This is a genomic window from Bradyrhizobium sp. SOJA106 (assembly GCF_059448745.1).
In genome coordinates, this window is record NZ_CM182549.1 from 7,811,110 (window position 1) to 7,830,858 (window position 19,749).

Below are 19,749 nucleotides of genomic sequence, written 5' to 3' on the forward strand. Positions count from 1 at the left end.
ATGACAACAGAGGGAGATTACTTGATCAGCCCCTTTTCCTTGTAGTAGCGGATCGCGCCGGGGTGCAGCGGAACCGGGCTGCCGGTAGCGGCGGTCTCGAGCTTGATCTCCTTGCCGGCGGCGTGCGCGTTGGCAACCTCGGGCAGCGACTCGTAAACCAGCTTTGTCATCTGATAGGCGAGATCATCCGACACCGCCGAGCTGGTGACGAGATAGTTCACCACGGCCGCGGTCGGCACGTCCTTGTCCTGGCCGGTATAGGTGTTGGCCGGAATGGTCGCGGAGATGAAGGGCGGGCCGATCTTGTCCACGGTCTCCTTCGGCACCGACACCACGGTGATCGAGGCCGAGGTCGAGAGGTCCTTCAGCGAGGCCACGCCGAGGCCGGCCGATTGAAGCGTCGCACCCAGCTGGCGGTTCTTCATGAGGTCGACGGATTCGGCGAAGGGCAGATATTCGACCTTGCCGAGGTCCTTGTAGCTCATGCCGGCGGCGGCCAGGATCGCGCGGGAGTTCAGCTCGGTGCCCGATTTGGGCGCGCCGACCGAAAGGCTCTTGCCCTTGAGGTCCGCGAGCGTCTTGATGCCGCTTTCGGCGGTTGCGACGATCTGGATGTAGTTCGGATAGATCGCGCCGATGGTGCGCAGCTTGTCCAGCTTGGTCTTGAAACCGGCTTCCTCGTCGCCATCCCAGGCGGCTTTCAGCGAGTCGCCCAGCGTGAACGCCAGCTCGCCGCGGCCCTGCTGCAGCAGGATCAAATTCTCGACCGAGGCCTTCGTGGCCTGCACCTGGGTCTTCACGTTTGGAATCTTGTCGCCGTAGATCTTCCCGATCGCGACGCCGAGCGGATAGTAGACGCCGGAGGTGCCGCCGGTCAGCACGTTGATGAAAGACTGCGCGTGCGCGCAAGGCGCCGACGCCGCCAGGGCAAGAGCCGCGGCCACGCCGATGATCGTCCGTTTCATGGTTGTTGTACTCCCCAAACCGGCGGCGAAATTGGCCGGATGAAGGGGGCGGGTCAACCCATCCAAAAGGCAAAACAGCACTGCGGTAAACGGCCGTTCCGGCTCGACTTTTTGGGAACCGGACGGTGCGGCGACGTGGCGCAGCCGCCCGCGTCACATCCTTCGAGACGCCCGCCTACCGCGGGCCCTCAGGATGAGGACGGAGAGCGTGGCAACAGTTTCGACAGGCAAAGCTGCCGCTCAGCCTCCTCCTGAGGAGACCGCTGAAAGCGGTCGTCCCGAAGGACGAGGCGCTGCGCTCAGGCCCCGCCAAACTCATATGCGATCGCGCTCCCCGCAAGCTTGCGGGAGAGAGCGCGGCATCACTGGAACGTCATGTCCAGGCACTTCGAGATGTCGGAGCCGAGGCCGGAGGAGATGGTGATGCAGCCGCGCACTTTCTGCGCAGTGACGTCGGCGGCCCAGATCGAATAGCCCCCGGGGCCGAAGAACGAGTTGGTGTTCGGCGGCTCGGTCTCGGTGGTGTCGAAATCGTACTTGCCGTCGGTCTCGAAGATGCGCGGCTTCTTGGTGCAGCCGCCGTCGGTCTGGACGTTGATGACCTCCTTGTTGTCGCGGGTCAGCGCCAGCGAGACCTGGCAGCGGAAATATTCCGAGGTCTTGGTGTTGAAGACATAGGTGTAGGATTTGCAGGTCGCGGTGTTCAGCTTGCCCGGGGCAAGGCCGCGGCTGCAGGAAATGCGCTGGTTGTGGCTGAGCTGGTAATCATCGGCCCTGGCGGCCGGCGCCAGCACCGTCAGCAGCAGCGCCGCAGCCGGGCAAACTCTCATCACATGCTTCATCCCGAATCATCCCCACCAATATTTTTGTCGAATTGCGTTCTAGACCGAAAGCGGAACATAGTCGCGCGGGGTCGAAGGGAAAATCACAAACTGCTGGGCAGGACGTGATGCGCTGCGGCGCTATCGCAAATTGACCGGGACATACCGTTCGTGATTTGTTCAAGACGGATGCCCCAACGAAGGGGAGGATGGATGATGGCATTTTCAACGAAGCCGTTTGCAGTTGTAGCCGTGCTCGGCGCATTTGCCGCGCCCGCATACGCGCAGACCGCGGCGATGCCGTGGGAGCTCAAGCCCGACACGGGCTATGCCTATGACAAGGACGGCAAGACCTTTTCCTACAAGATGGGCACGAGCAATGCCGGCGAACTCTTGAAGGGCGCCAAGAAGGTGCCGAAGGGCACGCTGTTTTTCATCGGCCACAACGGCCAGCTCTACATGCGCAGCGGCCCGTATCTGGAAGGCGACGGCAAGTTCAAGTTCGGGCCGGATCAGTAGGGCGACGCGGGGTGACGGCGGGCGACAGCGCTGCCACACACTCGCTGTCATCACCCGCCTTGTGCGCAACTTGCGCACTGGGGCGGGTGATCCAGTACTCCGAGGCGCCAGTAAGATACGGAGAAGCCGCGGCGTACTGGATGCCCCCGCCTTCGCGGGGCATGACGGCTCCCTGGCACTAAAACGCCCCCGCCAATTCCCTTGCACCGGCGTTGCTGCTGTTCGAGTCCATCCGCGTATCCGTCACCGCCAGCAGCTTCGCCACCGTGTTGTGGCGGATCGCGACCGGGTTGCGCTCGTAGCCGCCGCGCTGGAAGAAGTTCGAGGTCGGCACCTGCTCGCGCATCGCCTGCGGCATCGTCACCATGTCGAGGCCGGTGCCGTCGCCGGTGAGATTCATCATCTCGAGCTCGGCCGCGGTGAGCGGACGGGTGTAGCCCTTGGCGCGCGCGAACAGCACTGACGTCAGGAGCTTGTGGGTCTGCAGCATCGGCCCGACATCGACGTCGAGCACCATGGCATGCATCGCCCAGCCCTGCGCGGTGTTTCCGATCTTCTCGTGCTCCGACCAGGTGTCCGGCACCGACTTCGCATGCGCCACCATCTTCTTCAGCACCGCAAGCTTGTGCTCGAGGGACTGGCGCGCCGGCCCGGAGGTGCGCGCCACCTTGTCGGAGAGCGCGCGGATGAATTCATGGCCCTGCTCGGCCAGCAGCTCGACGCTGTTGGTGGTCAAGAGCTGGTTGTAGCCGATTGCGGTCGAGATCGCGCGCTTGCCGCCATGCTCGATGCCGGCCTGCACGTCGTAGCTGCCGGTGCCACCGGTCTCGAACGAATAGACCCGCACCGCCTGCTCGCGGGTCAGGCCAGAGGCCAGCGCGTAGCGCGCATAGGCGCGCTTGAACTCGAGCTCGCTGGACGGACGCTGGGGCGTGAACTGGTAGAGCTCCTGCGCGGCGCGCAGGAAATCGGCGACGACGGGAATGGGCTTCCTGGCGGGACGCTCGGGCGTCTCCTCCGGCTCCGGGTTCACCGGCCGCTTCGGCCCGTTATAGAGCGGCGGGTGCTCCAGCACGTAATCGTCGAGCGTGATCTGCTGGCCATTGCGCCGCTTGGCGTTGCGACCTTTCCGCTTCTCCGAGATCTGGCCCCAATAGGCGCCGGCCTCCTCGTCGAAGGCGGCGCGCGCGGCCTGATATTCCTGGAGCTTGCGGCGATATTCGAGCACGGCAGGCGACGCCCCGCCTTGCGCGAAAAACTGCGACAGCAGCTGGGCGTTGGCGTCACGAAGGGCCGGCGGCAGCGCGTCGGCTTCGCCGCCGCGCGCGGTGGGGGCGAGCAGGACAAACGCGAACGGAACCAACGCCAGAGATTTTCGAATCGAGTGATGCATGCTGCCCTCTTAGCAGGCATCCGGTAACCGTCACGTTAACACGCCGTTTACCATCTCATTTCCAGGCGAACACCGGCTGTTCCAGGTCGGTGACGCGGGTGTGACGCCCTGCCAGCACCTCGCGGAACTGGTAGATCAGCGCCGCCGTCGGCGCGTGGATCAGCCTCATCTGGTGATGGAAGCGGATCACCCGGCGCGTGCTTTCGGGGACCGCGGTGAAATCGAAGGCGTCGTCGCGCTCGATCGTGTCGAGCGCGATGCGATGGACGGAGGCGACCTCGTCCGGGTTCGGGTGGATCGCGGCGCTGTCCGCGGCCCACACCACGACCGGCGTGATCAGATAGCCCGAGCGCGTCGGATAGTCGTCGAGCAGGCCGAGCACCGCGTCGGCCGAAAGCCGGAGCGCGAGCTCCTCATCGAGTTCGCGCAGCGCCGCGTCGACCGGCGTCTCGCCGGCATCGCAGCGTCCGCCCGGCAGCGCCCATTGGCCGCGATGCGCACGCAAGCTCGATGCACGCCTGGTGAGCAGGAAAGCCGTGTCGTCACCGTCATTGGACTCGGTGAGCGCCAGCACCACCGCGGCGCGCTTCAGCGCCGACGGCTCGGCCGCATCAGGCAGCCGCGCGAAGGCCGCGCAGGCCTCTGCGATATTCCGTCTGGTGGCATCGTCGAAAGCTCTCATGATGCTTGACTACACCAGGACCGCATCTGATGAAACGAGGAGAGACAGCGTTGCAGGAATGGACGGAGCGATGACGAGCAAGGCCGCCGCAAGGCTGAAATCAGACGGCTGGACCATCCTGGAGACCACCGGCTTCCTACACCTGATCGGTCCGTTATGGGAGCGCAAGGTTGACGGCCACTACGAATTCGCGCTCGCGACCGAAGACAAGCATCACAACCGCCGCGGCATGGTCCAGGGCGGCGTGATGATGACCTTCGCCGACCGCACCTGCGGCATGACCGCCCGCTATGTCTCGGGCAAGGAGTACATGGCGACGGTGCAGCTCGATACTCATTTCGTCGAAGCCGGCCAGATCGGCGACGTCCTGATCTCCCGCCCACGCGTGGTCCGCTCGACCCGCAGCCTGATCTTCATGAGCACCGAAGTGACGGTCGATGATCGCTGCATCGTGATGGCAAATGGCGTGTTCAAGATCTTGAAGGGGCCGGCGTAGCTCCACCCCACTGCTGTCATTCCCCGCGAAGGCGGGGAATCCAGTACGCCGCGGCCTATCGATTGAACTAGCAGCCGTCTCGGAGTACTGGATCGCCCGGTCAAGCCGGGCGATGACGGCGGAGAATGCGGAGCGCACCTGCCTCCTCAACTTCGTCATTGCGAGCGCAGCGAAGCAATCCAGGAATCCCTCGGCAGACACATTTCTGGATTGCTTCGCTGCGCTCGCAATGACGGGATTGGCTGGCTATGCTGCCAGCTTCGATAGCGTTGAGGACCCGCCCATGCAATACCGCCAGCTCGGCCGCTCTGGCCTGAAAGTGTCGCCGATCTGCCTGGGCACCATGATGTTCGGCGGACCGACCGATGAAGCCGTCTCGAAGCGGATCATCGACAAGGCGCGCGGCGCCGGCATCAATTTCATCGACACCGCCGACGCCTATTCGAAAGGTGCCTCCGAGGAGGTCGTCGGCCGTGCCATCGCCGATAGCCGCCAGGCCTGGGTGCTCGCGACAAAACTCGCGAATCCCATGAACATTGGTATGGGCGACGATCCCAATCGCGTCGGCCTGTCGCGCCGCTGGGTGTTGCAGGCCGCCGACGAAAGCTTGAAGCGGCTCGGCACCGATCACATCGACATCTACTATCTGCACAAGGAAGACCATGCGACGCCGCTGGAGGAGACCGTGCGCGCGATGGGCGATCTGATCCGCGCGGGCAAGGTGCGCTATTTCGGTGTCTCGAACTATCGCGCCTGGCGCGTCGCCGAGATCTGCAACATCTGCGACCGGCTCGGCATCGACCGGCCCGCCGTGAGCCAGCCTTACTACAACGCGATGAACCGCATGCCCGAGGTCGAGCATTTTCCGGCCTGCGCCTATTACGGCCTCGGCATCGTGCCCTATAGCCCGCTGGCGCGCGGCGTGCTCACCGGCAAGTACAAGCCGGATGCTGCTCCCGACAAGGAGACGCGCGCGGGCCGCAACGATACCCGCATGATGCAGACCGAATGGCGGCCGGAATCGCTCCAGCTCGCGCAGGAAATCAAAAGCCACGCCGAGAGGAAGGGCATCACCGCCGGCCAGTTCGCGGTCGCCTGGGTGCTGAACTCCGCATTCGTCTCCTCGATCGTCGCAGGTCCCCGCACCGAGGAGCAATGGGACGGCTACATCGGCGCGCTCGACTACCGCTTCACCGCCGATGACGAGGAGCTGATCGACCGCCTCGTCGTACCGGGCCATCCCTCGACGCCGGGCTACAACGACCCGGCCTATCCGATCGAAGGACGCCGCGCACGAACGGCTTGAACTTTCGGAGGCGACGATGGCGCATCAAGACCGTTACGGCCTTCCGATCTCCACCACCTCCGATCAGGCGGCATCCGCCTATCGCGACGGTGTCGATCTCATGCTGGCGGGATGGACCGGCACGGCGGAGACGCTGGAGCGCGCGATCGCCGCTGATCCGGATTTCGCGCTGCCCTACATCGCCCGCGCCCGCGTGCATGCCTTCTACCAGCAGGGCGATCTCGCACGGCAGAAGGCGGCGCTCGCGCGCGAGCTGGTCGTCAGACGCGGCACGGAGCGCGAGCGCTCGCATGTCGAGACGCTGGCGCTCGCGATCGAGGGCCGGCTGCCCGAGGCGATCGCATCGACGCTGAAGCACGTCGAGCGCTGGCCGCGCGATGCCGTGGTGCTGTCGCTGCCGCTCGGCGCCTTTGGCCTGTTCGCCTTCTCCGGCATGGCCGACCACGACCGCGCGCGGTTTGAGCTGTGCGAGCGCGTCGCGCACCACTATGGCGAGGACTGGTGGTTCCTCACCTTGTATGGCTGGGCGATGACGGAGAACGGCGACGTCGCCCGCGGCCGCAGCGTCACCGAACGCTCCTTCGCTCTGCGGCGCGCCAACGCCCACGCAGCCCACGCGGTGCTGCATGCGATGTTCGAGGACGGCTCGATCGAGGAGGCCGACCGCCTCGTCGACGAGTGGATCCCCTCTTACGACCGTGCCGGAATTTTGCATGGCCATATCCGCTGGCACCAGGCGCTCGGCGCGCTCGAGCATGGCGATGCGGCGCGGGCGCTTGCGATCTATGCCGACGAGCTGCAGCCCTCCGCCACGCAGGCGCCGCCGCTGAACGCCGTCACTGACAGCGCCTCGCTGCTCTGGCGCCTCTCGGCGTACGGCCACGCGGTGCCGAAGGCGCTCTGGGTCGAGGCCGACGCCGCCGCGCAAAAACTGTTTCCGAAATCGAGCCTGCCCTTTGCCGACGTCCACATGGCGCTGTTCGCGGCGGCGACGCAAAATCGCGACGCGCTCGCCGCACGCCTTGCCGTGATCGAACAGCGGCTCGCAGAGGGCAAGCTGCCGGCCGGCTCGGTGGTGCCGGCGATCTGCCGCGCGCTCGCGGCCTTCGCCGATCAGGATTACGCGTCATGCGTGCAGACGCTGGCGCCCGTGCTCAGCGAGGTCGTGCGCATCGGCGGCAGCCACGCCCAGCGCGAGCTGATCGAGGACACTTTCATCGTCGCCCTCATGCGCAGCGGCGAAGTGCCTCGCGCCCGCGCGCTGCTCGATGCCCGCCTGCACCGCCGCCCGTCCCTGCGCGATGCGCGCTGGCAGGCGGCGATGGCGTGAGGCAGGATTCGACTTTGACGAGCCGGAGGTCGTGCGCGAAACGCCGCGGTCCGATGCGGCGACGCTTTGGCTGCGGCGTGGACGATTTTCGACGAGCTGGCCGAGACTTATCCGGCCTTTGCACGGGCCATGAGAGGCAGCTTGACCCGTCATCTCTGGGTCTCTGCCACGAAAAAAACATCGGCCTGACGGCAAGTGCCCGCCGGGACGGTCTTGGGGTGATGGGGCGAATCGCCGATGGGTGGTGCGGTGGTATTCCAGTCGGGTTTGACGGCACAAACGGGATCGCAATCAATTTCGGCTTCGATGGTTGTCAGACGGGCATATTCCGTGGCCCCTTGGCATACGAGCATGACGATGCGCCTCCGCAAACCGGTTCTGGCCGCAACGCTCCTCGCGTTGGCATGCGCAACTCCTTGTTTCGCCGAGTCTTCCGCGCCGATCCCGGTCAATAATCCGCAGCCTCAGCAGAACGCCTATATCGATCTCCTGGCGCTGATCTCAGGCCACTGCAAGACGCTGAAGGTCGCCGGGCGCACCCTCGCCTGCAAGACGGTGGCCTACGCCCATGGGGACAAGGGCCGGGTCAATTTCGCGGTCGCAGTCGACGATCCCAGCGATGCGAATCACGTGGTGTCGTTCTCCGGCGAGAACGGCAAGCGCGCCGACGACAATTCCTACGAGCTACCGGTCGATCGCATGCTGCTCAACTCCAAGGACCGGCCGAAGGTCGACGGCCTGCCGGTGCCGGCCGAGCAGGTCTCCAGGGGTGTCTGCCGCCAGACCGGCAATTTCGCCGCCAGGAAGGTCAACGACGTCACCTGCTCGGCGACCGACAGCGAAGGCCGGACCTACGAGCTGCTGTTCGTCTCCGACGGCAAGCCGGTGAGCGTGCGCCGCATCCGGCAGTCGGCGCCGTCCATCCAGGATCCGTTCAAGTAGCTCGTCCTCCATTGTCGTCAGTGTGTATGATCGCGGCCATCTGGAGCGAGCCATGACGCGCGACCGCCTGTTCCTGCTGCGCCCCGATTTCGAGGACCCGGCGTTTCCGAACCAGCGCTTCTGTTGCTGGCACTGCGCGTTGATCGAGGGCGTGCTGGCCTCGTTTCCGGCGCTTGCCGAAAAACTCGATGTCGAGCGCATCGGCTGGCCGCGGCCGCGCCAGGCGGTGATCGCGCTGCTCGGCGAAGAGAACCAGTCGTTGCCGCTGCTCGTGCTGACGGAGGGAGCGACATCGCGGCACCAGACCGGCAGTCATCAGGGCCGCGCCTTCATCGCCGACAAGGACGCGATCCTCGCGGCGCTCTCCGAGCGACATGGATTCCCCCATCCGCATCCGTGAATGAAGACGTCCTGCAGCCCTTGTCATGAAACGAGGGAAAATCGGCATTGCCTGCGCGCGCACAGCCCGCATATTCGTCTCGACGAAAACGTGGAAGCCGCGCCCATGACGAACCCCCTCCCCGCCCTCATCGTCGTCGACATCCAGCGCGCATTCGACGAATGGGAGGCGGCGGGCAAGCGGCGCAACAATCCGGACGCGGTGGCGCGCATCGCCGACCTGCTGAAGGCGTTCAGGGCGAACGGTGCACCGATCTTCCACATCCGCCACGAAGGCACCAAGCCGAACTCGACATTCCTGCCATCGCGCCCCGGGTATGCCGTCAAGGACGAGGCGCGTGAGCAAGCGGGCGAGCCCGTCATCGTCAAGCGCGTCAACAGCGCCTTCATCGGCACCGACCTCGAGCCGCGCCTGCGCGCTCGTCACATCACCACGCTCGTGATCTGCGGCGCCACCACCAATCATTGCGTCGAGACCACGACGCGGATGGCCGGCAATCTCGGCTTCGATGCGCGTCTCGTGCGCGATGCGACCTGGACCTTCGACCGCGTCGGCCCCGACGGCGAGCCGCATTCCGCCGAAGAGATCCACGCGATGACGCTGTCGAATCTGAACGGCGAATTCGCACGGATCGTCACCACCGGTGACGTGATCGCGTCATTCGCGGCGGAGTGATGGCGGCGGTGCGGCCAACACCGCCGATGCGACAATACATCTCACGACACTCGCTGAATCGCGCAGAATGAGGCCTCGCGCGCTGCGTCGTTTCGACGCCCGCTCTGGACGGAACGCAGCCGACGTCCATCTGTTGTCACACGACATTCAACTGGAGTGATGACATGAAGTATCTCTTTGTCGCGCTAGCGGTCGGGGCTGCGGCGCTTGCCGGCGGATCGGCGGCGCACGCGGCCAACGACACAAGCGCGAAGCAAAGCGCGCGAGGAAGCCAGGCGACCGACATCAGCGCGCAGCATCGGCACCATCATCACGGCTATGGTCATCATCACTGGCGCCATCACCACCATGGCTACTATCGTCCGAACTACAGGAGCTATGGCTATTACCCGCGGCACCACGGCTATTACGGCGGCGGACCGTATGGATATTACGGCGGCGGTCCCGGCGTGACGTTCAGCTTCGGCGGCAGCCGCTGGTGACGCAAGGCCCGCAGACATGCGGGCCTCTCTTTCTCAATGATGATCTGATCGTCATGGCCGGGCTTGTCCCGGCCATCCACGTTCTTGTCGGTCACCAAGACGTGGGGCATGACGAATAACTATGGCCGCAAAATCATCCTGGCCGTCTCGAGCCCGGTCGCCAGCGCCGCCTCGACCGTGCCCATGTCGCGGCCGCGATAGAGCGCTTCGCCGGAGAACAGCACGGGGCCATCGGCGCGCGCGAGGATCGCCTGCGCCGCGCGTGTCTGCGGCGTTGCCCAGGAATAGGCACCACGGGCGAAGGGATCGTGCGCCCAATTGATCGCCGCGGACGCGACGAGCTCACGCGCAATCTCCCCACGCGACAGGCCGAAGATGGTCGCAAGCGAAGCGACACCGGCATCAACCAGTCCCTGTGGATCGAGGCATTGCAAGTCCGCCGTGCGCGGGCCGCCGAACCAGCCTGTGAGCACGGGATGCTGATCCGGATATCGCGTCCACCACACCGGAATCGTTGCGTCCGACAGCAGGAAGGTCATGTCCGCGAGATCCGGCTTGAGCTCGCGCCACCACGGCCGCGCGAAACGCAGCACGATCTTGATGACGCTGCCGAAACCGATGTCGTCGCTGGCCGCAGACTTCGCGCGTGCCACCGCGGGCAGAGCGATGTCGCGGAGCAACGGCAGCGGCACGGTGAGGATCACGCGATCGCAGCGATGCACCTCGCCGCCGGCGCAGCGAACGGCCAATACGCCGCCCTCCTCCTCGATGGCCGATACCGCGCAGCCAAACCGGATCACGGCGCCGTGCCTGCGGCACTCCGCCGCCAGAAACGCGATCAGCGCGCCATAGCCGCCATTGATGCGCGCCTGCACGCGGTGTCCGCCGTCCATCCATTCCTCGCGTATCGCCAGGATGGAGGCGCGTTCGGGATCGGCAGCATCGTAGCCTTCGACCATTCGCTCGATCGAGTGGCGCAGCCGCGCATATTTCTCGCCGGCGAAGTGACGACGCAGAAATTCGGCGACGGTGAGGTCGTCCTTCAGCTCGCTGAGCACGGCACGAAGCTCCGCCTCATACGGATCGTGGCGATCCTCGCGCGACAATTTTGTGCCGTCAAAGCTCCATTGCGTGCCTTCGATCTCCTGTAGCGACAGACCGGCCTCGCGCAGCAGAGCGCGCGTGACCGGCGCCTCGCCATGGACGAATTCGGCGCCGCCGTCGGCGGGATCGCCGAATTCCGCCGCCGGCAGCGGATGGATACGCCCGCCGCAGCGCTCGCGCGCCTCCAGGATCGTCACCGTCCGGCGCGCACGCGCGAGCGCGCGCGCTGCCGTCAACCCGGCCGCACCCGCGCCGACGATGATGATGTGCTCCGACTTGTTCGACATGCCGGCGCTTCACATCGCTACGGCTTGCGGATCGTTCTTGATCAGATAGCGCAGCAGCAGAACGCCGCCCCCGAGGTCACGCGTGCTCTCCAGCGTCATCGCCTTGATCGGCGCGCGCTTGTCGGCATCCGCTTCGGTCGAATCGAACACGAACGGGGCACCTTTCGCGCCGTCGATCGCGGGGCTGAGGATCAGGTTGAATTCGTCGATGAGACCGGCGCGCAGGAACGCGCCATTGGCGACACCGCCGCCCTCCACCAGGAGACGCTTCACCCCAAGGTCGCGATTGAGGATGTCCAGCGTCAGCACAAGATCGATCTCGGACGTGCCGGCGAAAATGTAAGACACGCCCTCGCCGCGAAGTCCGGCCAGATGCGAATCCGGCACGCCCTCGGTCAACACCACCAGAAGCGGATCGCCGCCGATATCCGAACGGCCCCAACTGATCTTGCCTCGCGCATCGAGCACGACACCATAGCTCTTCACATCCGGTTTTTGGCCATCGCCCCAGGCGAACCAGCTCTTGCGTGGAAACGTCTCGCTGGACGCCGCGGGATAGGGTTTGCCTTTGGCAAACTCCGAGCCCGTAACGCGGCCGATCACCCAGGCATCGCCGCCGAGCTCCTCGTGAATCTTCTCGAACCAGTCGGTGCCCGCGCCCTTGGGACGCCAGCGGCTCGGATGCGTGCGGCCGTCGAGGCTCGAGTGCATCAGACAGATGACGTAGGGCTTCATGGCAGTTCTCCAGATAACGCTCAAGTCGCGGTGCCGCTGCCGCTTTCGGCCTTGGCGCGATCGTTCACGATCACGGCGAGCGGATTGAGCTTCGGCGGCGCGACGAGCCTGAGCGTATTCGTGTCGTGATGATCGAACGGCGCGCCGCGGACGAACAACTCGGTCTGGATCAGATAGGTCCAGCTTCCATCCTCGTTGAAAGTGATGTCGCAGCGGTAGGAATCGGTGCGGAAGGCCTGTTCCAGGAAATCGGTCGAGCAGATCCCGTAAGCGGTGTCGCCGCGCCTCGCCGTGACGGAGATCTTTCCGTCGTCAGACCTGGCGTTGCCGGAGGCGAGCAGCACCTGTCCGCGCGGGATCGCCAGCGTCTGCAGGATCAGCCCGGTCGCGGGCTCCCACAGCCAATAACCGACCTGGTCGTGGAAGGTGATGTCTTCCTCGGGCGTGTTGATGTGGATGTGGTAGCGTAGGCCATAAAACAGCTGCGGGCCGTTGGCCTGCGGATCGATCGGGTCCATCCGGATGCGCTCGATGAAGGTCCGCCGCTCCGGCCCCTCCGCCTTCGGATTGATGTCGATGCCCTTGTCTGCCTGCCAGGTGCCGGCCAGACGGCGGAGCGGGCCGAGATTGGCAAGGGCGTCTGGCGAGACGTTCTCGGGTTCGGTGAAGATGTCGGCGGGAAGGGGCAGCATGGGGGCCTCGCGGAAGTTGCGGAGGCAGCAATAGCACAGGCGAATGCGGCGTGGATTCAAACCCGTGCCTCCGACCAACGCCGGAGGGCATTCGAGCCATGCGGCGATGCCTCATGATTCGGCAATTGAAGTTGCATCGTAAAATCCTGCAGCCCGACACGCTGCCGCAATCTTGATCAGGCAGCATGCCGATCAAGCGTCGGACCTGGGCAATGAAGCCGCGGACATCTCGGTTCGGGAAATCGTGGCACCCGCCCTGGAGGCGTCACAAAAGTTTGTGTTCGACGGTGCCGTTTGCGCCGATAAGACCATCTGTCGATGGGCTGTGACATTCGCCCTCGGCGAATGAATCCAGAACGAGTTTCAGTGACTTCAGTTATTTTCAAGTGAGCAGTTTGGAATGCAGCAGGCCTCGGTCGAACAGTTCTCGGATCTCATCGGCAATATCTATGATTGTGTGATCGCACCCGAACGCTGGACCGGGGTTCTGGACGGGATTTGCGCGGAGTTCGGCTTTGCCACCGGCGCGCTCTCGGTCGCCAGCCTCACCAACATGAAGGCTGTCGTCAACGCGGTCTCCGGGTCCGACCTCGCCCAGATGACCCAGAATGGCATCGGCTATGGGCCCGACATCATCGAGCTCTGGGGTGGTGTCGAGCGCATTCAGCAATACCCGCTCGGCGAGCCCATCGTTCAATCCCAGGCGGTCCGGCACGACATCATTTCCAGCAATCGTTATTATCGCGAATGGGCCTTGCCCAAGGGCTTGTTCGACGCCGTTGCCGTCGGTCTCGTGCGCGACAGGGCGATGGTCGGAAATGCGATCTTCAGTCAGCATCAATCGGCGGGCCCCATCGACGATGCGCAGCTCAGCGGATTGCGCCTGCTCGCGCCGCATATCCGCCGGGCCGTGACGATCAGCAACCTGTTCGACATGAAGGCGGTGGAAACCGCGACATTCGCCGCGACGGTGGAGGCTCTGACGACCGGTGTCGTGCTGGTGGACGAGGACTCGAAGATCGTTCACGCCAACGCCGCAGCCAATGCGATGCTTGCAGCCGGCGATCCCATCGTGGCGCGACACGACCGGATCGCGGTTCAGTCCGCAGCGACCACCGCCGCATTGCAAGCGGCGGTCGCGCAGGCCGCGAAGGACGAGGCGAGGCTCGGCCAGAAAGGCATCGGCATCCCGATCCCGCGCCCGGGTGCTGAGCCGCTCGTCATCCACGTCCTGCCGCTACGGCGCAGCCATATGCGCGCCGGCTTGATCCAGCGGGCCGCCGCCGCCCTGTTCGTGGCGTCGGCCTCCGGACCGCCGCGAATGCCGCACGACGCGCTCAACCAGCTCTACGATCTGACGCCGGCCGAGATCCGCATCTTCGAGCTGATCTGCGAGGGCCACACCCGCGAGGCGATCTCGGCGCTGCTCGGCGTGTCCATCAGCACCGTCAAGAGCCACCTCGTCCACGTCTTCGAAAAGACCGGCTGCCGTCGCCAGGTCGATCTGGTCAGGCTGGCAAAGTCGCTGACGTTTCCGGTTTAGGGCGCGCTTGATGCCGACGCCAATGACGGGACGACGACAGTCTGACGAAGCCGGGCGGTGCCTTTCGATCCAAGACCGCTCTCAGGCCGCCTCCGACATCGATCTCGCACGCTGCTCGAGCAGGCCGATCGTCGCGACCAGATTGTCGCGTCGCGCGCGAAGGGTCGCCGCGAGCATCGGATAGGTCGGCTGCTGCACGTCGAACACCCCGGCTTTCGCCTCTTCCTCGAGAATGTCGGTGTTGAGCAGCCGAACGCGCCACCATAGATCGGCAATCAACCCATCGAGCCGGAGTTCGTCGGCAGTACCAGAACGGGACACTTCCTGCATTGCTTTGCCTCAACCTGAAACGGTCTCCATGCCGGGACCGGGCTTTGGTCCTGACTCAGCAAGCCGAATGCCAGGAATGGGTGGCGCGATCGGGCGGGGGACTTGACTGCGCGCTGCGGGATGCTCGGCTTGTCAGCGGACGCTGGTGAGCCGCTGCGAGGGCGGATCCGCAGCCGCCTTTCAGGTTGCGGGGGGTCGTGGGCTTCAGCGAATGAGCGATGGCGCCATTCAATACAAAAACTGTGAACTCGCATGCCGTTGAAATAAGTGCATAATTCTGACGAGGTCCGATCTCGCCAAAAGCTTCGTTGAACCACGATCTGCGGCGCCCTCAGGAATTGTCCTCCTTCACGCGTGCGATCAGCTTCTGTCGGGCGCGCGCGAGCCTCGACATCACCGTTCCAGTCGGCGTCCCCGTAATCTCGGCGATCTCACGATATTCGAGTCCGTGAATATCGCGCAATACGAGCACTTCCCGGAAGTCGGCTGGCAAAGACGCGATTGCTGCTTCCAGCTTGGACGCGTCAGCCGCGGCAATGAGCGCCGTCTCAGGTGATCCGTCGCTTCCGAGCTCGCCGCTCCGCTCGACAGCCAAGCGATCGTCCTCGCCGAGCTCGTCGAAGCTGACCAGAGCGGCGGCCCGCTTCTCTCTGAGCCAGGTAAAGGCGGTATTCTTGACAATCGTGAGCAGCCAGGCGCGTGCATTCGGTCCCGAAAAGCGATTCATGGCCCGAAATGCCCTGATGCACGCTTCCTGCACGACATCCTCGGCATCCGCCCGGTCGCGGGTGATCCAACGCGCAAAGGCGTACGCATCCGCCAGGTAGGGCGCAATCAGCCTCGCGAACCGCTCTCCATTGTCGTCGGGGTCCAACATGACCTTCTGCGAAACTACGCAATCTGCCTGCAATAAATTTGGCTTCGGTGCCGCACGTCTCCAGCGACCGGTCGCCCGCGTCAGAAAATTGTCCCACCTGCAAAGGATGGGCTTTGCACCCTCGCCATCATAATCGGCAGTCTGTCATTCGTTGGTGAAATAGGCCACGAACTTGTGCTTTCCGTTCGCGTGCAAGCGCATGAATCTTAAAGGTCGCGTGCACTCCAGCATCGGTGCAAGTCGATGGTCGGCGGCGAAATTAGGTTGGCCCATTTCAACTGGACCTGCGGCGACGCGGATTGCTGCGTAATAACAAGCCGATACGCCTTGGTCGGCGGCCGCCGGATACACTTTGTGAGCTTGCCTATCTGGCTCGTCTGGTGCTGGGTAAGGTCGCTATCCCGCGGCGTCTCGAAACGACTTTACGAAAGCCTCGAGCTCGGCGGAATTCAGGTCCGAGATCGCCACGTAGGACCGGTCACGGTCTCGCCATTGGATAACGTTGAAGCCGTTCTCTGTGCGCCGTTCGAACGACACGCCCATGCGGCCTTGCTCGGCAATTTCGGTCAGGCTGATCATGTGCTCCCGTTTCCGATAGACCAGCGTCGGAACCGGCACCTTGCTCACCACATCAACCCGGCCACCGAGGAGCTCGAAGCCCTGGCTGCCGAGATCAACAACCCGCGGTGATTGCGTGATCCGCCCGTTGAACCAGGGTTTTACCTTGTGTCGATCGGAGGAGCCGACATCCGTCGGCTGCGCGGCCATCAACGAACGCAGGTGTCCATCGATCAGTTCGGCACCCGTGTTGCTCGGCGTGAGCTCGCGCAGCCCGATGGCCGTCAACGCGCTCGACATTGCAACGGCGATCATCAGTGACGCCGCCATCAACATCCAGCGTTGCGGTCGCCAGATGCGTTCGATTCCCACGGCAGCCCTGATCCGTGTGCGCAGCTGCGCCGGTACGGACTCGCGCGGGAATGTCTTCGCAAGTGCAATCTTCAAGGCAGAAACCTCGGTGGCGAGCTTGCGAAGCGCCGGGTCGGCGGCGATCTTGCGCTCGATCATCAGTGCAGTCGCGAGGTCGAGCTCGCCGTCGAGATAGGCATGAACGAGCTGCGTCTCGTCGTCATTGGCGAAGGTCATCAGAACCTGCTCCCGGTTCGGAGCACGAGGGCACGTCCCGGTATCATCGGACCGATCGGCGCGCCCGCTACGTCCGCGATCTCGCGAAATTCCTCGAATCTGACCAGAGCCACTGTTGTCTCCCGCATCCGGATGAGCGCGAAGGCTTGTCGGTCTGAACTGACAGATCCTGTCGTCGTCCGGCGGACCAACCTTGTTCCCTACCTAGCTGACTCAAACTGGAACCCAAAATTCCCGCCATTCAACAAAAATATGGCGCTGCGCCGCAGCGTACGAGGCGGCACAGCGCGTCGTCCATCAAGCTGCCGGTTGGAGCGGCAGACCTGATCAGACTCAGGTGACGCGTCATTTATTCCCACGGGGCAGCCAAACATTTCTTCGCGCGAGAGCGGAATTTTTCCGCGTTGCATCAAGTTACCTCAATGAGCCCCGCGGGGCGGGATAGCCGGTCACGCCGCCAGAAGTGGAGGATGTTGATGTTGGTAGCTGACGAGCCTTTGCAGGCTGTACCGAGCTCATCCGGAGCGACGATGCTCGATCCCGCCGTTCACCGCCTCGATGCGCGCCACCTTCCGGCAGTTCACCGCTTTTTCACCGGCCTTGATCCGGAGACGCGCTGGGGACGATTTGGCGGGCCGGTCTCCGACGCCGCAGCCGAACTACACGCAGTCAGCGCGCTGCAAGATACCTCGCTGATGCTCGGCGTCTTCACGAGGCACCGGCTGTGCGGAATTCTCGAGCTTTACCCGCGCGTCATCTGCGGAGAGATGGAGCTGTTGCTGGTCGTCGAACAGGATTCGCGCGGGCAGCGCCTCGGCTGGCGGCTTGTGGAGGCCGCGCTGCGATGTGCCCCGCTAATAGGCGCGCGAAGCTATCAGCTCGCCTATTCCAGGGACAACTGGCCGATGCGACGAATTGCGCATCGGGCGCAGGCCAGACTCGATCTGGAATTCGGCACGTACCGCGCCTGCATTGATGTCAGGCATCCGCGTTTCGTTGCAACAGATTTGGAGAGCGCGTTGTGTAGTGACATCGTCGCGCAGCAACAGGGTTTCGCAAGGCGACAGGTGGTTGCACGCTGCGAGTGATCCGCTCGAGCAAGGACACGATCGGTTGCCAGATCGCGGTTGCCAAGTCATCGCCGATATGATCGTCCGGAGGTGTTTCGAAATGCGTGGAGATATTCGTATTGGAGTCTCAAATGACAAAACACTTGGTGGTGGATTGTCGGACCAAAGCATATCTGGAGTACCTCAGGCCCGAGGATCAAGAGCTTTGGCGGAAATGGCAGATTGGTTGGTGCTGTGTCTACTCCGCAGGTCTAGCCGCTCTTATCGCGGTCGGTTTGCTCCTCCTTGGATCCGCCGACACACAGGTCGCGAAAGGCGCCTCGGCAACTCAGCAAGTTAGCGTTCGCCTGGACCGATTGAGATGACGGTCGGCTGCGACGCCTTGCGCAACTGGCTTGGTCGATCGTCCTTGGCTGGTAAATCCTCGAGTTGATTTTCACTGGAGTTATGCATCATGGCAATTCTAGAGCACACCCGCGAGATTTCTTCGGTTCGTGATTACGATGCGTGGATCATCATCGGTTACGCGTCCCTGGCCTTGCTCGTGCTCGTCGCGCTGTATTTCGCGGCCAGCGGACCCGGCTTCTCGGCAGATGACGTTGCTGTCATGACGATCCTGCCCTGACGTCAACAGATATCGGCTCGGCCCAGCAGACCGGCCATGAGCTGATCGACCGGCAAGCGGCGGGTCGTGTGGCCGAACCGGTTGTGCCGAGGGCAGCGGACGCAGAACCAGATTTGGCTCCTTCTCGCGTTCGGCGGTGGCCGGCATGAGGCCTCCGCGATCTCTGTTCGATTCGGCTGCAAGTGGAGCGTGACGCAACTCATGCGCCACGCGGGGAACGCGGCGTGCCCAAAGCTGGCAGCGACAGGCATCGGAGCACGTCAACATCATTCCGCCCGTCTGGGTGAAACCCCGATCGGGTTGAGAGTTCAACATTCGAATGGGTGGCACATCGAGATGAGTATCGTCGGAAGAATGATCTCCCTCATTGGCGGACAGGGGCCGATCCTTCTGGTCGCTGCCCTTTGTTTCGGAGTCATCAGTCATCCACTTGGTGATCTCGGCTACAGACTGTTGCCGGTGTCGGCCTTGCTGCTCACGCTGGGCTCCTTTCTCACCGCCGGCCTCGCCCCCTCCGAGACGAAGTCCCCCAATTGGCTCCTCGCGGTGGTGATTGCCTGGGTCGGCATCGGCCTTCCGCTGGCAGCCGCTGGTCTGCTGTCGCTGTTCCCGCTGGATTCATCGCTCCGAGCAGGCGTGTTGCTGTCGCTGCTTGCGCCGCCGGTCGGCAGCGCGGCAGCGATTGCGGCAATGCTCCGGCTGCAGCCCCGTCTTGCGCTGATCGTTTCGATCTCGCTGACGCTGCTTGCACCGATTTCACTTCCGGGGTTCGCGACGCTGCTTGGCCTCGGCGTTACGTTTGACACGGGAATGCTGGCGCTGCGGCTTCTCAGCATAATTGGCCTGGCGGCGCTGGTCGCTTTCCTCGCGCTCAAATTCCGCGAGAGAATCGCGGTCGTGCTGCCGGACCAGCGCGCCGCGACCGGCATTGCGGTCATCGGATTGATCATCGTCGGCCTGGCGACCTCGCATGGTGTGCTCGCCCAGTGGCAAAGCAGCCCGCGCCGCTTCGAGGGAATGCTCACGGCCGCCATCGGGACCAATTTCGGACTGTGCCTGCTGGCTACACTGGCGTTCTCCCGTCTCGGCTTGCAGCTTGCCGGCACCATCGGCCTTGTCAGTGGAAACCGCAACGTCACGCTGGCCTGGGCTGCCGCGAGCTTCGGCCTGCCGCCGCTGACCGAAGGCTATGTCGCCGTGTGCGTGATTCCCGTGCTCGCGCTTCCCCTCATCATCAAACTCGGTGCGGCGCTCTACGCGAGGACAGGCCTGTTGCCTCTGCAGACGCTCGGCCGCCTGCGCCGTGACAAGCCGGCATCGTGAATTTTA

General features: G+C 64.0%; 22 protein-coding genes. 12 read left to right on the forward strand and 10 right to left on the reverse strand.

Annotated features, from left to right (window positions below; translation table 11 throughout):
- Positions 1 to 17: 17 nt before the first annotated feature.
- Both AC5V87_RS36845 and AC5V87_RS36850 read right to left on the reverse strand, forming a co-directional pair.
- A complete protein-coding gene (locus tag AC5V87_RS36845) occupies positions 18 to 965 on the reverse strand; it encodes a TAXI family TRAP transporter solute-binding subunit (protein WP_495369380.1) in 948 nt (315 codons plus the stop codon).
- A 362-nt stretch (positions 966 to 1,327) separates the two neighbouring features.
- The gene (locus AC5V87_RS36850; RefSeq protein WP_456842277.1) at positions 1,328 to 1,807 is read right to left on the reverse strand and encodes a hypothetical protein; all 480 of its coding nucleotides are present in this window, start codon (positions 1,805 to 1,807) and stop codon (positions 1,328 to 1,330) included.
- A 195-nt stretch (positions 1,808 to 2,002) separates the two neighbouring features.
- On the opposite strand from AC5V87_RS36850, the gene AC5V87_RS36855 reads away from it, so the two are divergent.
- Positions 2,003 to 2,305 carry a hypothetical protein gene (locus AC5V87_RS36855; protein ID WP_456843523.1) on the forward strand — a complete coding sequence of 101 codons (303 nt, stop codon included), beginning with the start codon at positions 2,003 to 2,005 and terminating at the stop codon, positions 2,303 to 2,305.
- Between the two features lie 178 nt (positions 2,306 to 2,483).
- Here AC5V87_RS36855 and AC5V87_RS36860 read toward each other — a convergent pair whose 3' ends face one another.
- Positions 2,484 to 3,698: a hypothetical protein gene (locus AC5V87_RS36860; protein ID WP_495369381.1), complete on the reverse strand. Its 1,215-nt coding sequence runs from the start codon at positions 3,696 to 3,698 to the stop codon at positions 2,484 to 2,486.
- A 55-nt stretch (positions 3,699 to 3,753) separates the two neighbouring features.
- Positions 3,754 to 4,383: an NUDIX hydrolase gene (locus AC5V87_RS36865; RefSeq protein WP_495372004.1), complete on the reverse strand. Its 630-nt coding sequence runs from the start codon at positions 4,381 to 4,383 to the stop codon at positions 3,754 to 3,756.
- Between the two features lie 67 nt (positions 4,384 to 4,450).
- Here AC5V87_RS36865 and AC5V87_RS36870 point away from each other — a divergent pair, with 67 nt between their 5' ends.
- From AC5V87_RS36870 to AC5V87_RS36900, 7 genes are all read left to right on the forward strand, one after another.
- Positions 4,451 to 4,876 carry a PaaI family thioesterase gene (locus AC5V87_RS36870; RefSeq protein WP_456842275.1) on the forward strand — a complete coding sequence of 142 codons (426 nt, stop codon included), beginning with the start codon at positions 4,451 to 4,453 and terminating at the stop codon, positions 4,874 to 4,876.
- Positions 4,877 to 5,159: 283 nt separating this feature from the next.
- Entirely contained in the window at positions 5,160 to 6,182 is a 1,023-nt protein-coding gene (locus AC5V87_RS36875; protein WP_495369382.1) for an aldo/keto reductase, read from the forward strand.
- A gap of 16 nt (positions 6,183 to 6,198) precedes the next feature.
- Complete coding sequence (locus tag AC5V87_RS36880) at positions 6,199 to 7,512, forward strand: tetratricopeptide repeat protein (RefSeq protein WP_495369383.1); 1,314 nt, start codon at positions 6,199 to 6,201, stop codon at positions 7,510 to 7,512.
- Between the two features lie 357 nt (positions 7,513 to 7,869).
- A complete protein-coding gene (locus AC5V87_RS36885; protein WP_456842272.1) occupies positions 7,870 to 8,454 on the forward strand; it encodes a hypothetical protein in 585 nt (194 codons plus the stop codon).
- Positions 8,455 to 8,506: 52 nt separating this feature from the next.
- Entirely contained in the window at positions 8,507 to 8,854 is a 348-nt protein-coding gene (locus AC5V87_RS36890) for a DUF3088 domain-containing protein (protein ID WP_495369384.1), read from the forward strand.
- A 105-nt stretch (positions 8,855 to 8,959) separates the two neighbouring features.
- Entirely contained in the window at positions 8,960 to 9,529 is a 570-nt protein-coding gene (locus AC5V87_RS36895; protein WP_495369385.1) for a cysteine hydrolase family protein, read from the forward strand.
- A gap of 164 nt (positions 9,530 to 9,693) precedes the next feature.
- Positions 9,694 to 10,011 (forward strand): hypothetical protein, encoded by a 318-nt coding sequence (locus AC5V87_RS36900; protein ID WP_495369386.1) that lies wholly within the window; start codon positions 9,694 to 9,696, stop codon positions 10,009 to 10,011.
- 119 nt (positions 10,012 to 10,130) lie between these two features.
- On the opposite strand, the gene AC5V87_RS36905 is transcribed toward AC5V87_RS36900, so the two are convergent.
- Genes AC5V87_RS36905 through AC5V87_RS36915 form a run of 3 tightly spaced genes read right to left on the reverse strand, consistent with a single transcriptional unit; the run spans position 10,131 to position 12,829 of the window.
- Positions 10,131 to 11,402, reverse strand: coding sequence for a flavin monoamine oxidase family protein (locus tag AC5V87_RS36905; RefSeq protein ID WP_495369387.1), 1,272 nt, complete (start codon positions 11,400 to 11,402; stop codon positions 10,131 to 10,133).
- A 9-nt stretch (positions 11,403 to 11,411) separates the two neighbouring features.
- Complete coding sequence (locus AC5V87_RS36910) at positions 11,412 to 12,137, reverse strand: RibD family protein (protein ID WP_495369388.1); 726 nt, start codon at positions 12,135 to 12,137, stop codon at positions 11,412 to 11,414.
- Between the two features lie 20 nt (positions 12,138 to 12,157).
- Positions 12,158 to 12,829, reverse strand: a complete 672-nt coding sequence (locus AC5V87_RS36915) for an FABP family protein (RefSeq protein WP_495369389.1) — start codon at positions 12,827 to 12,829, stop codon at positions 12,158 to 12,160.
- 400 nt (positions 12,830 to 13,229) lie between these two features.
- Between AC5V87_RS36915 and AC5V87_RS36920 the strand changes: the two genes are divergently transcribed.
- Positions 13,230 to 14,372 carry a helix-turn-helix transcriptional regulator gene (locus AC5V87_RS36920; RefSeq protein WP_495369390.1) on the forward strand — a complete coding sequence of 381 codons (1,143 nt, stop codon included), beginning with the start codon at positions 13,230 to 13,232 and terminating at the stop codon, positions 14,370 to 14,372.
- 81 nt (positions 14,373 to 14,453) lie between these two features.
- Here the strand turns inward: AC5V87_RS36920 and AC5V87_RS36925 are convergent, their stop codons facing one another.
- The 3 genes from AC5V87_RS36925 to AC5V87_RS36935 all read right to left on the reverse strand — a co-directional run bounded on the left by AC5V87_RS36925 (position 14,454) and on the right by AC5V87_RS36935 (position 16,725).
- Positions 14,454 to 14,702: a hypothetical protein gene (locus tag AC5V87_RS36925; protein WP_456842264.1), complete on the reverse strand. Its 249-nt coding sequence runs from the start codon at positions 14,700 to 14,702 to the stop codon at positions 14,454 to 14,456.
- A gap of 331 nt (positions 14,703 to 15,033) precedes the next feature.
- Positions 15,034 to 15,579 carry a sigma-70 family RNA polymerase sigma factor gene (locus tag AC5V87_RS36930; RefSeq protein WP_456842263.1) on the reverse strand — a complete coding sequence of 182 codons (546 nt, stop codon included), beginning with the start codon at positions 15,577 to 15,579 and terminating at the stop codon, positions 15,034 to 15,036.
- A gap of 396 nt (positions 15,580 to 15,975) precedes the next feature.
- Complete coding sequence (locus AC5V87_RS36935; protein WP_495369391.1) at positions 15,976 to 16,725, reverse strand: anti-sigma factor family protein; 750 nt, start codon at positions 16,723 to 16,725, stop codon at positions 15,976 to 15,978.
- Between the two features lie 476 nt (positions 16,726 to 17,201).
- Between AC5V87_RS36935 and AC5V87_RS36940 the strand changes: the two genes are divergently transcribed.
- From AC5V87_RS36940 to AC5V87_RS36950, 3 genes are all read left to right on the forward strand, one after another.
- Positions 17,202 to 17,813, forward strand: coding sequence for a hypothetical protein (locus tag AC5V87_RS36940; RefSeq protein WP_495369392.1), 612 nt, complete (start codon positions 17,202 to 17,204; stop codon positions 17,811 to 17,813).
- A gap of 436 nt (positions 17,814 to 18,249) precedes the next feature.
- On the forward strand, positions 18,250 to 18,420 hold the full coding sequence (locus AC5V87_RS36945) for a hypothetical protein (protein ID WP_456842260.1): 171 nt from the start codon (positions 18,250 to 18,252) through the stop codon (positions 18,418 to 18,420).
- 189 nt (positions 18,421 to 18,609) lie between these two features.
- The gene (locus AC5V87_RS36950; protein WP_495369393.1) at positions 18,610 to 19,743 is read left to right on the forward strand and encodes a hypothetical protein; all 1,134 of its coding nucleotides are present in this window, start codon (positions 18,610 to 18,612) and stop codon (positions 19,741 to 19,743) included.
- Positions 19,744 to 19,749 lie beyond the last annotated feature (6 nt).

Bases quoted from the DNA above. Each gene is read 5' to 3' on its own strand.
- AC5V87_RS36845 (WP_495369380.1), bottom strand. From the start codon at position 965: ATGAAACGGACGATCATCGGCGTGGCCGCGGCTCTTGCCCTGGCGGCG.
- AC5V87_RS36850 (WP_456842277.1), bottom strand. From the start codon at position 1,807: ATGAAGCATGTGATGAGAGTTTGCCCGGCTGCGGCGCTGCTGCTGACG.
- AC5V87_RS36855 (WP_456843523.1), top strand. From the start codon at position 2,003: ATGGCATTTTCAACGAAGCCGTTTGCAGTTGTAGCCGTGCTCGGCGCA.
- AC5V87_RS36860 (WP_495369381.1), bottom strand. From the start codon at position 3,698: ATGCATCACTCGATTCGAAAATCTCTGGCGTTGGTTCCGTTCGCGTTT.
- AC5V87_RS36870 (WP_456842275.1), top strand. From the start codon at position 4,451: ATGACGAGCAAGGCCGCCGCAAGGCTGAAATCAGACGGCTGGACCATC.
- AC5V87_RS36875 (WP_495369382.1), top strand. From the start codon at position 5,160: ATGCAATACCGCCAGCTCGGCCGCTCTGGCCTGAAAGTGTCGCCGATC.
- AC5V87_RS36880 (WP_495369383.1), top strand. From the start codon at position 6,199: ATGGCGCATCAAGACCGTTACGGCCTTCCGATCTCCACCACCTCCGAT.
- AC5V87_RS36885 (WP_456842272.1), top strand. From the start codon at position 7,870: ATGCGCCTCCGCAAACCGGTTCTGGCCGCAACGCTCCTCGCGTTGGCA.
- AC5V87_RS36890 (WP_495369384.1), top strand. From the start codon at position 8,507: ATGACGCGCGACCGCCTGTTCCTGCTGCGCCCCGATTTCGAGGACCCG.
- AC5V87_RS36895 (WP_495369385.1), top strand. From the start codon at position 8,960: ATGACGAACCCCCTCCCCGCCCTCATCGTCGTCGACATCCAGCGCGCA.
- AC5V87_RS36900 (WP_495369386.1), top strand. From the start codon at position 9,694: ATGAAGTATCTCTTTGTCGCGCTAGCGGTCGGGGCTGCGGCGCTTGCC.
- AC5V87_RS36905 (WP_495369387.1), bottom strand. From the start codon at position 11,402: ATGTCGAACAAGTCGGAGCACATCATCATCGTCGGCGCGGGTGCGGCC.
- AC5V87_RS36910 (WP_495369388.1), bottom strand. From the start codon at position 12,137: ATGAAGCCCTACGTCATCTGTCTGATGCACTCGAGCCTCGACGGCCGC.
- AC5V87_RS36915 (WP_495369389.1), bottom strand. From the start codon at position 12,829: ATGCTGCCCCTTCCCGCCGACATCTTCACCGAACCCGAGAACGTCTCG.
- AC5V87_RS36920 (WP_495369390.1), top strand. From the start codon at position 13,230: ATGCAGCAGGCCTCGGTCGAACAGTTCTCGGATCTCATCGGCAATATC.
- AC5V87_RS36925 (WP_456842264.1), bottom strand. From the start codon at position 14,702: ATGCAGGAAGTGTCCCGTTCTGGTACTGCCGACGAACTCCGGCTCGAT.
- AC5V87_RS36930 (WP_456842263.1), bottom strand. From the start codon at position 15,579: ATGTTGGACCCCGACGACAATGGAGAGCGGTTCGCGAGGCTGATTGCG.
- AC5V87_RS36935 (WP_495369391.1), bottom strand. From the start codon at position 16,725: ATGACCTTCGCCAATGACGACGAGACGCAGCTCGTTCATGCCTATCTC.
- AC5V87_RS36940 (WP_495369392.1), top strand. From the start codon at position 17,202: ATGTTGGTAGCTGACGAGCCTTTGCAGGCTGTACCGAGCTCATCCGGA.
- AC5V87_RS36945 (WP_456842260.1), top strand. From the start codon at position 18,250: ATGGCAATTCTAGAGCACACCCGCGAGATTTCTTCGGTTCGTGATTAC.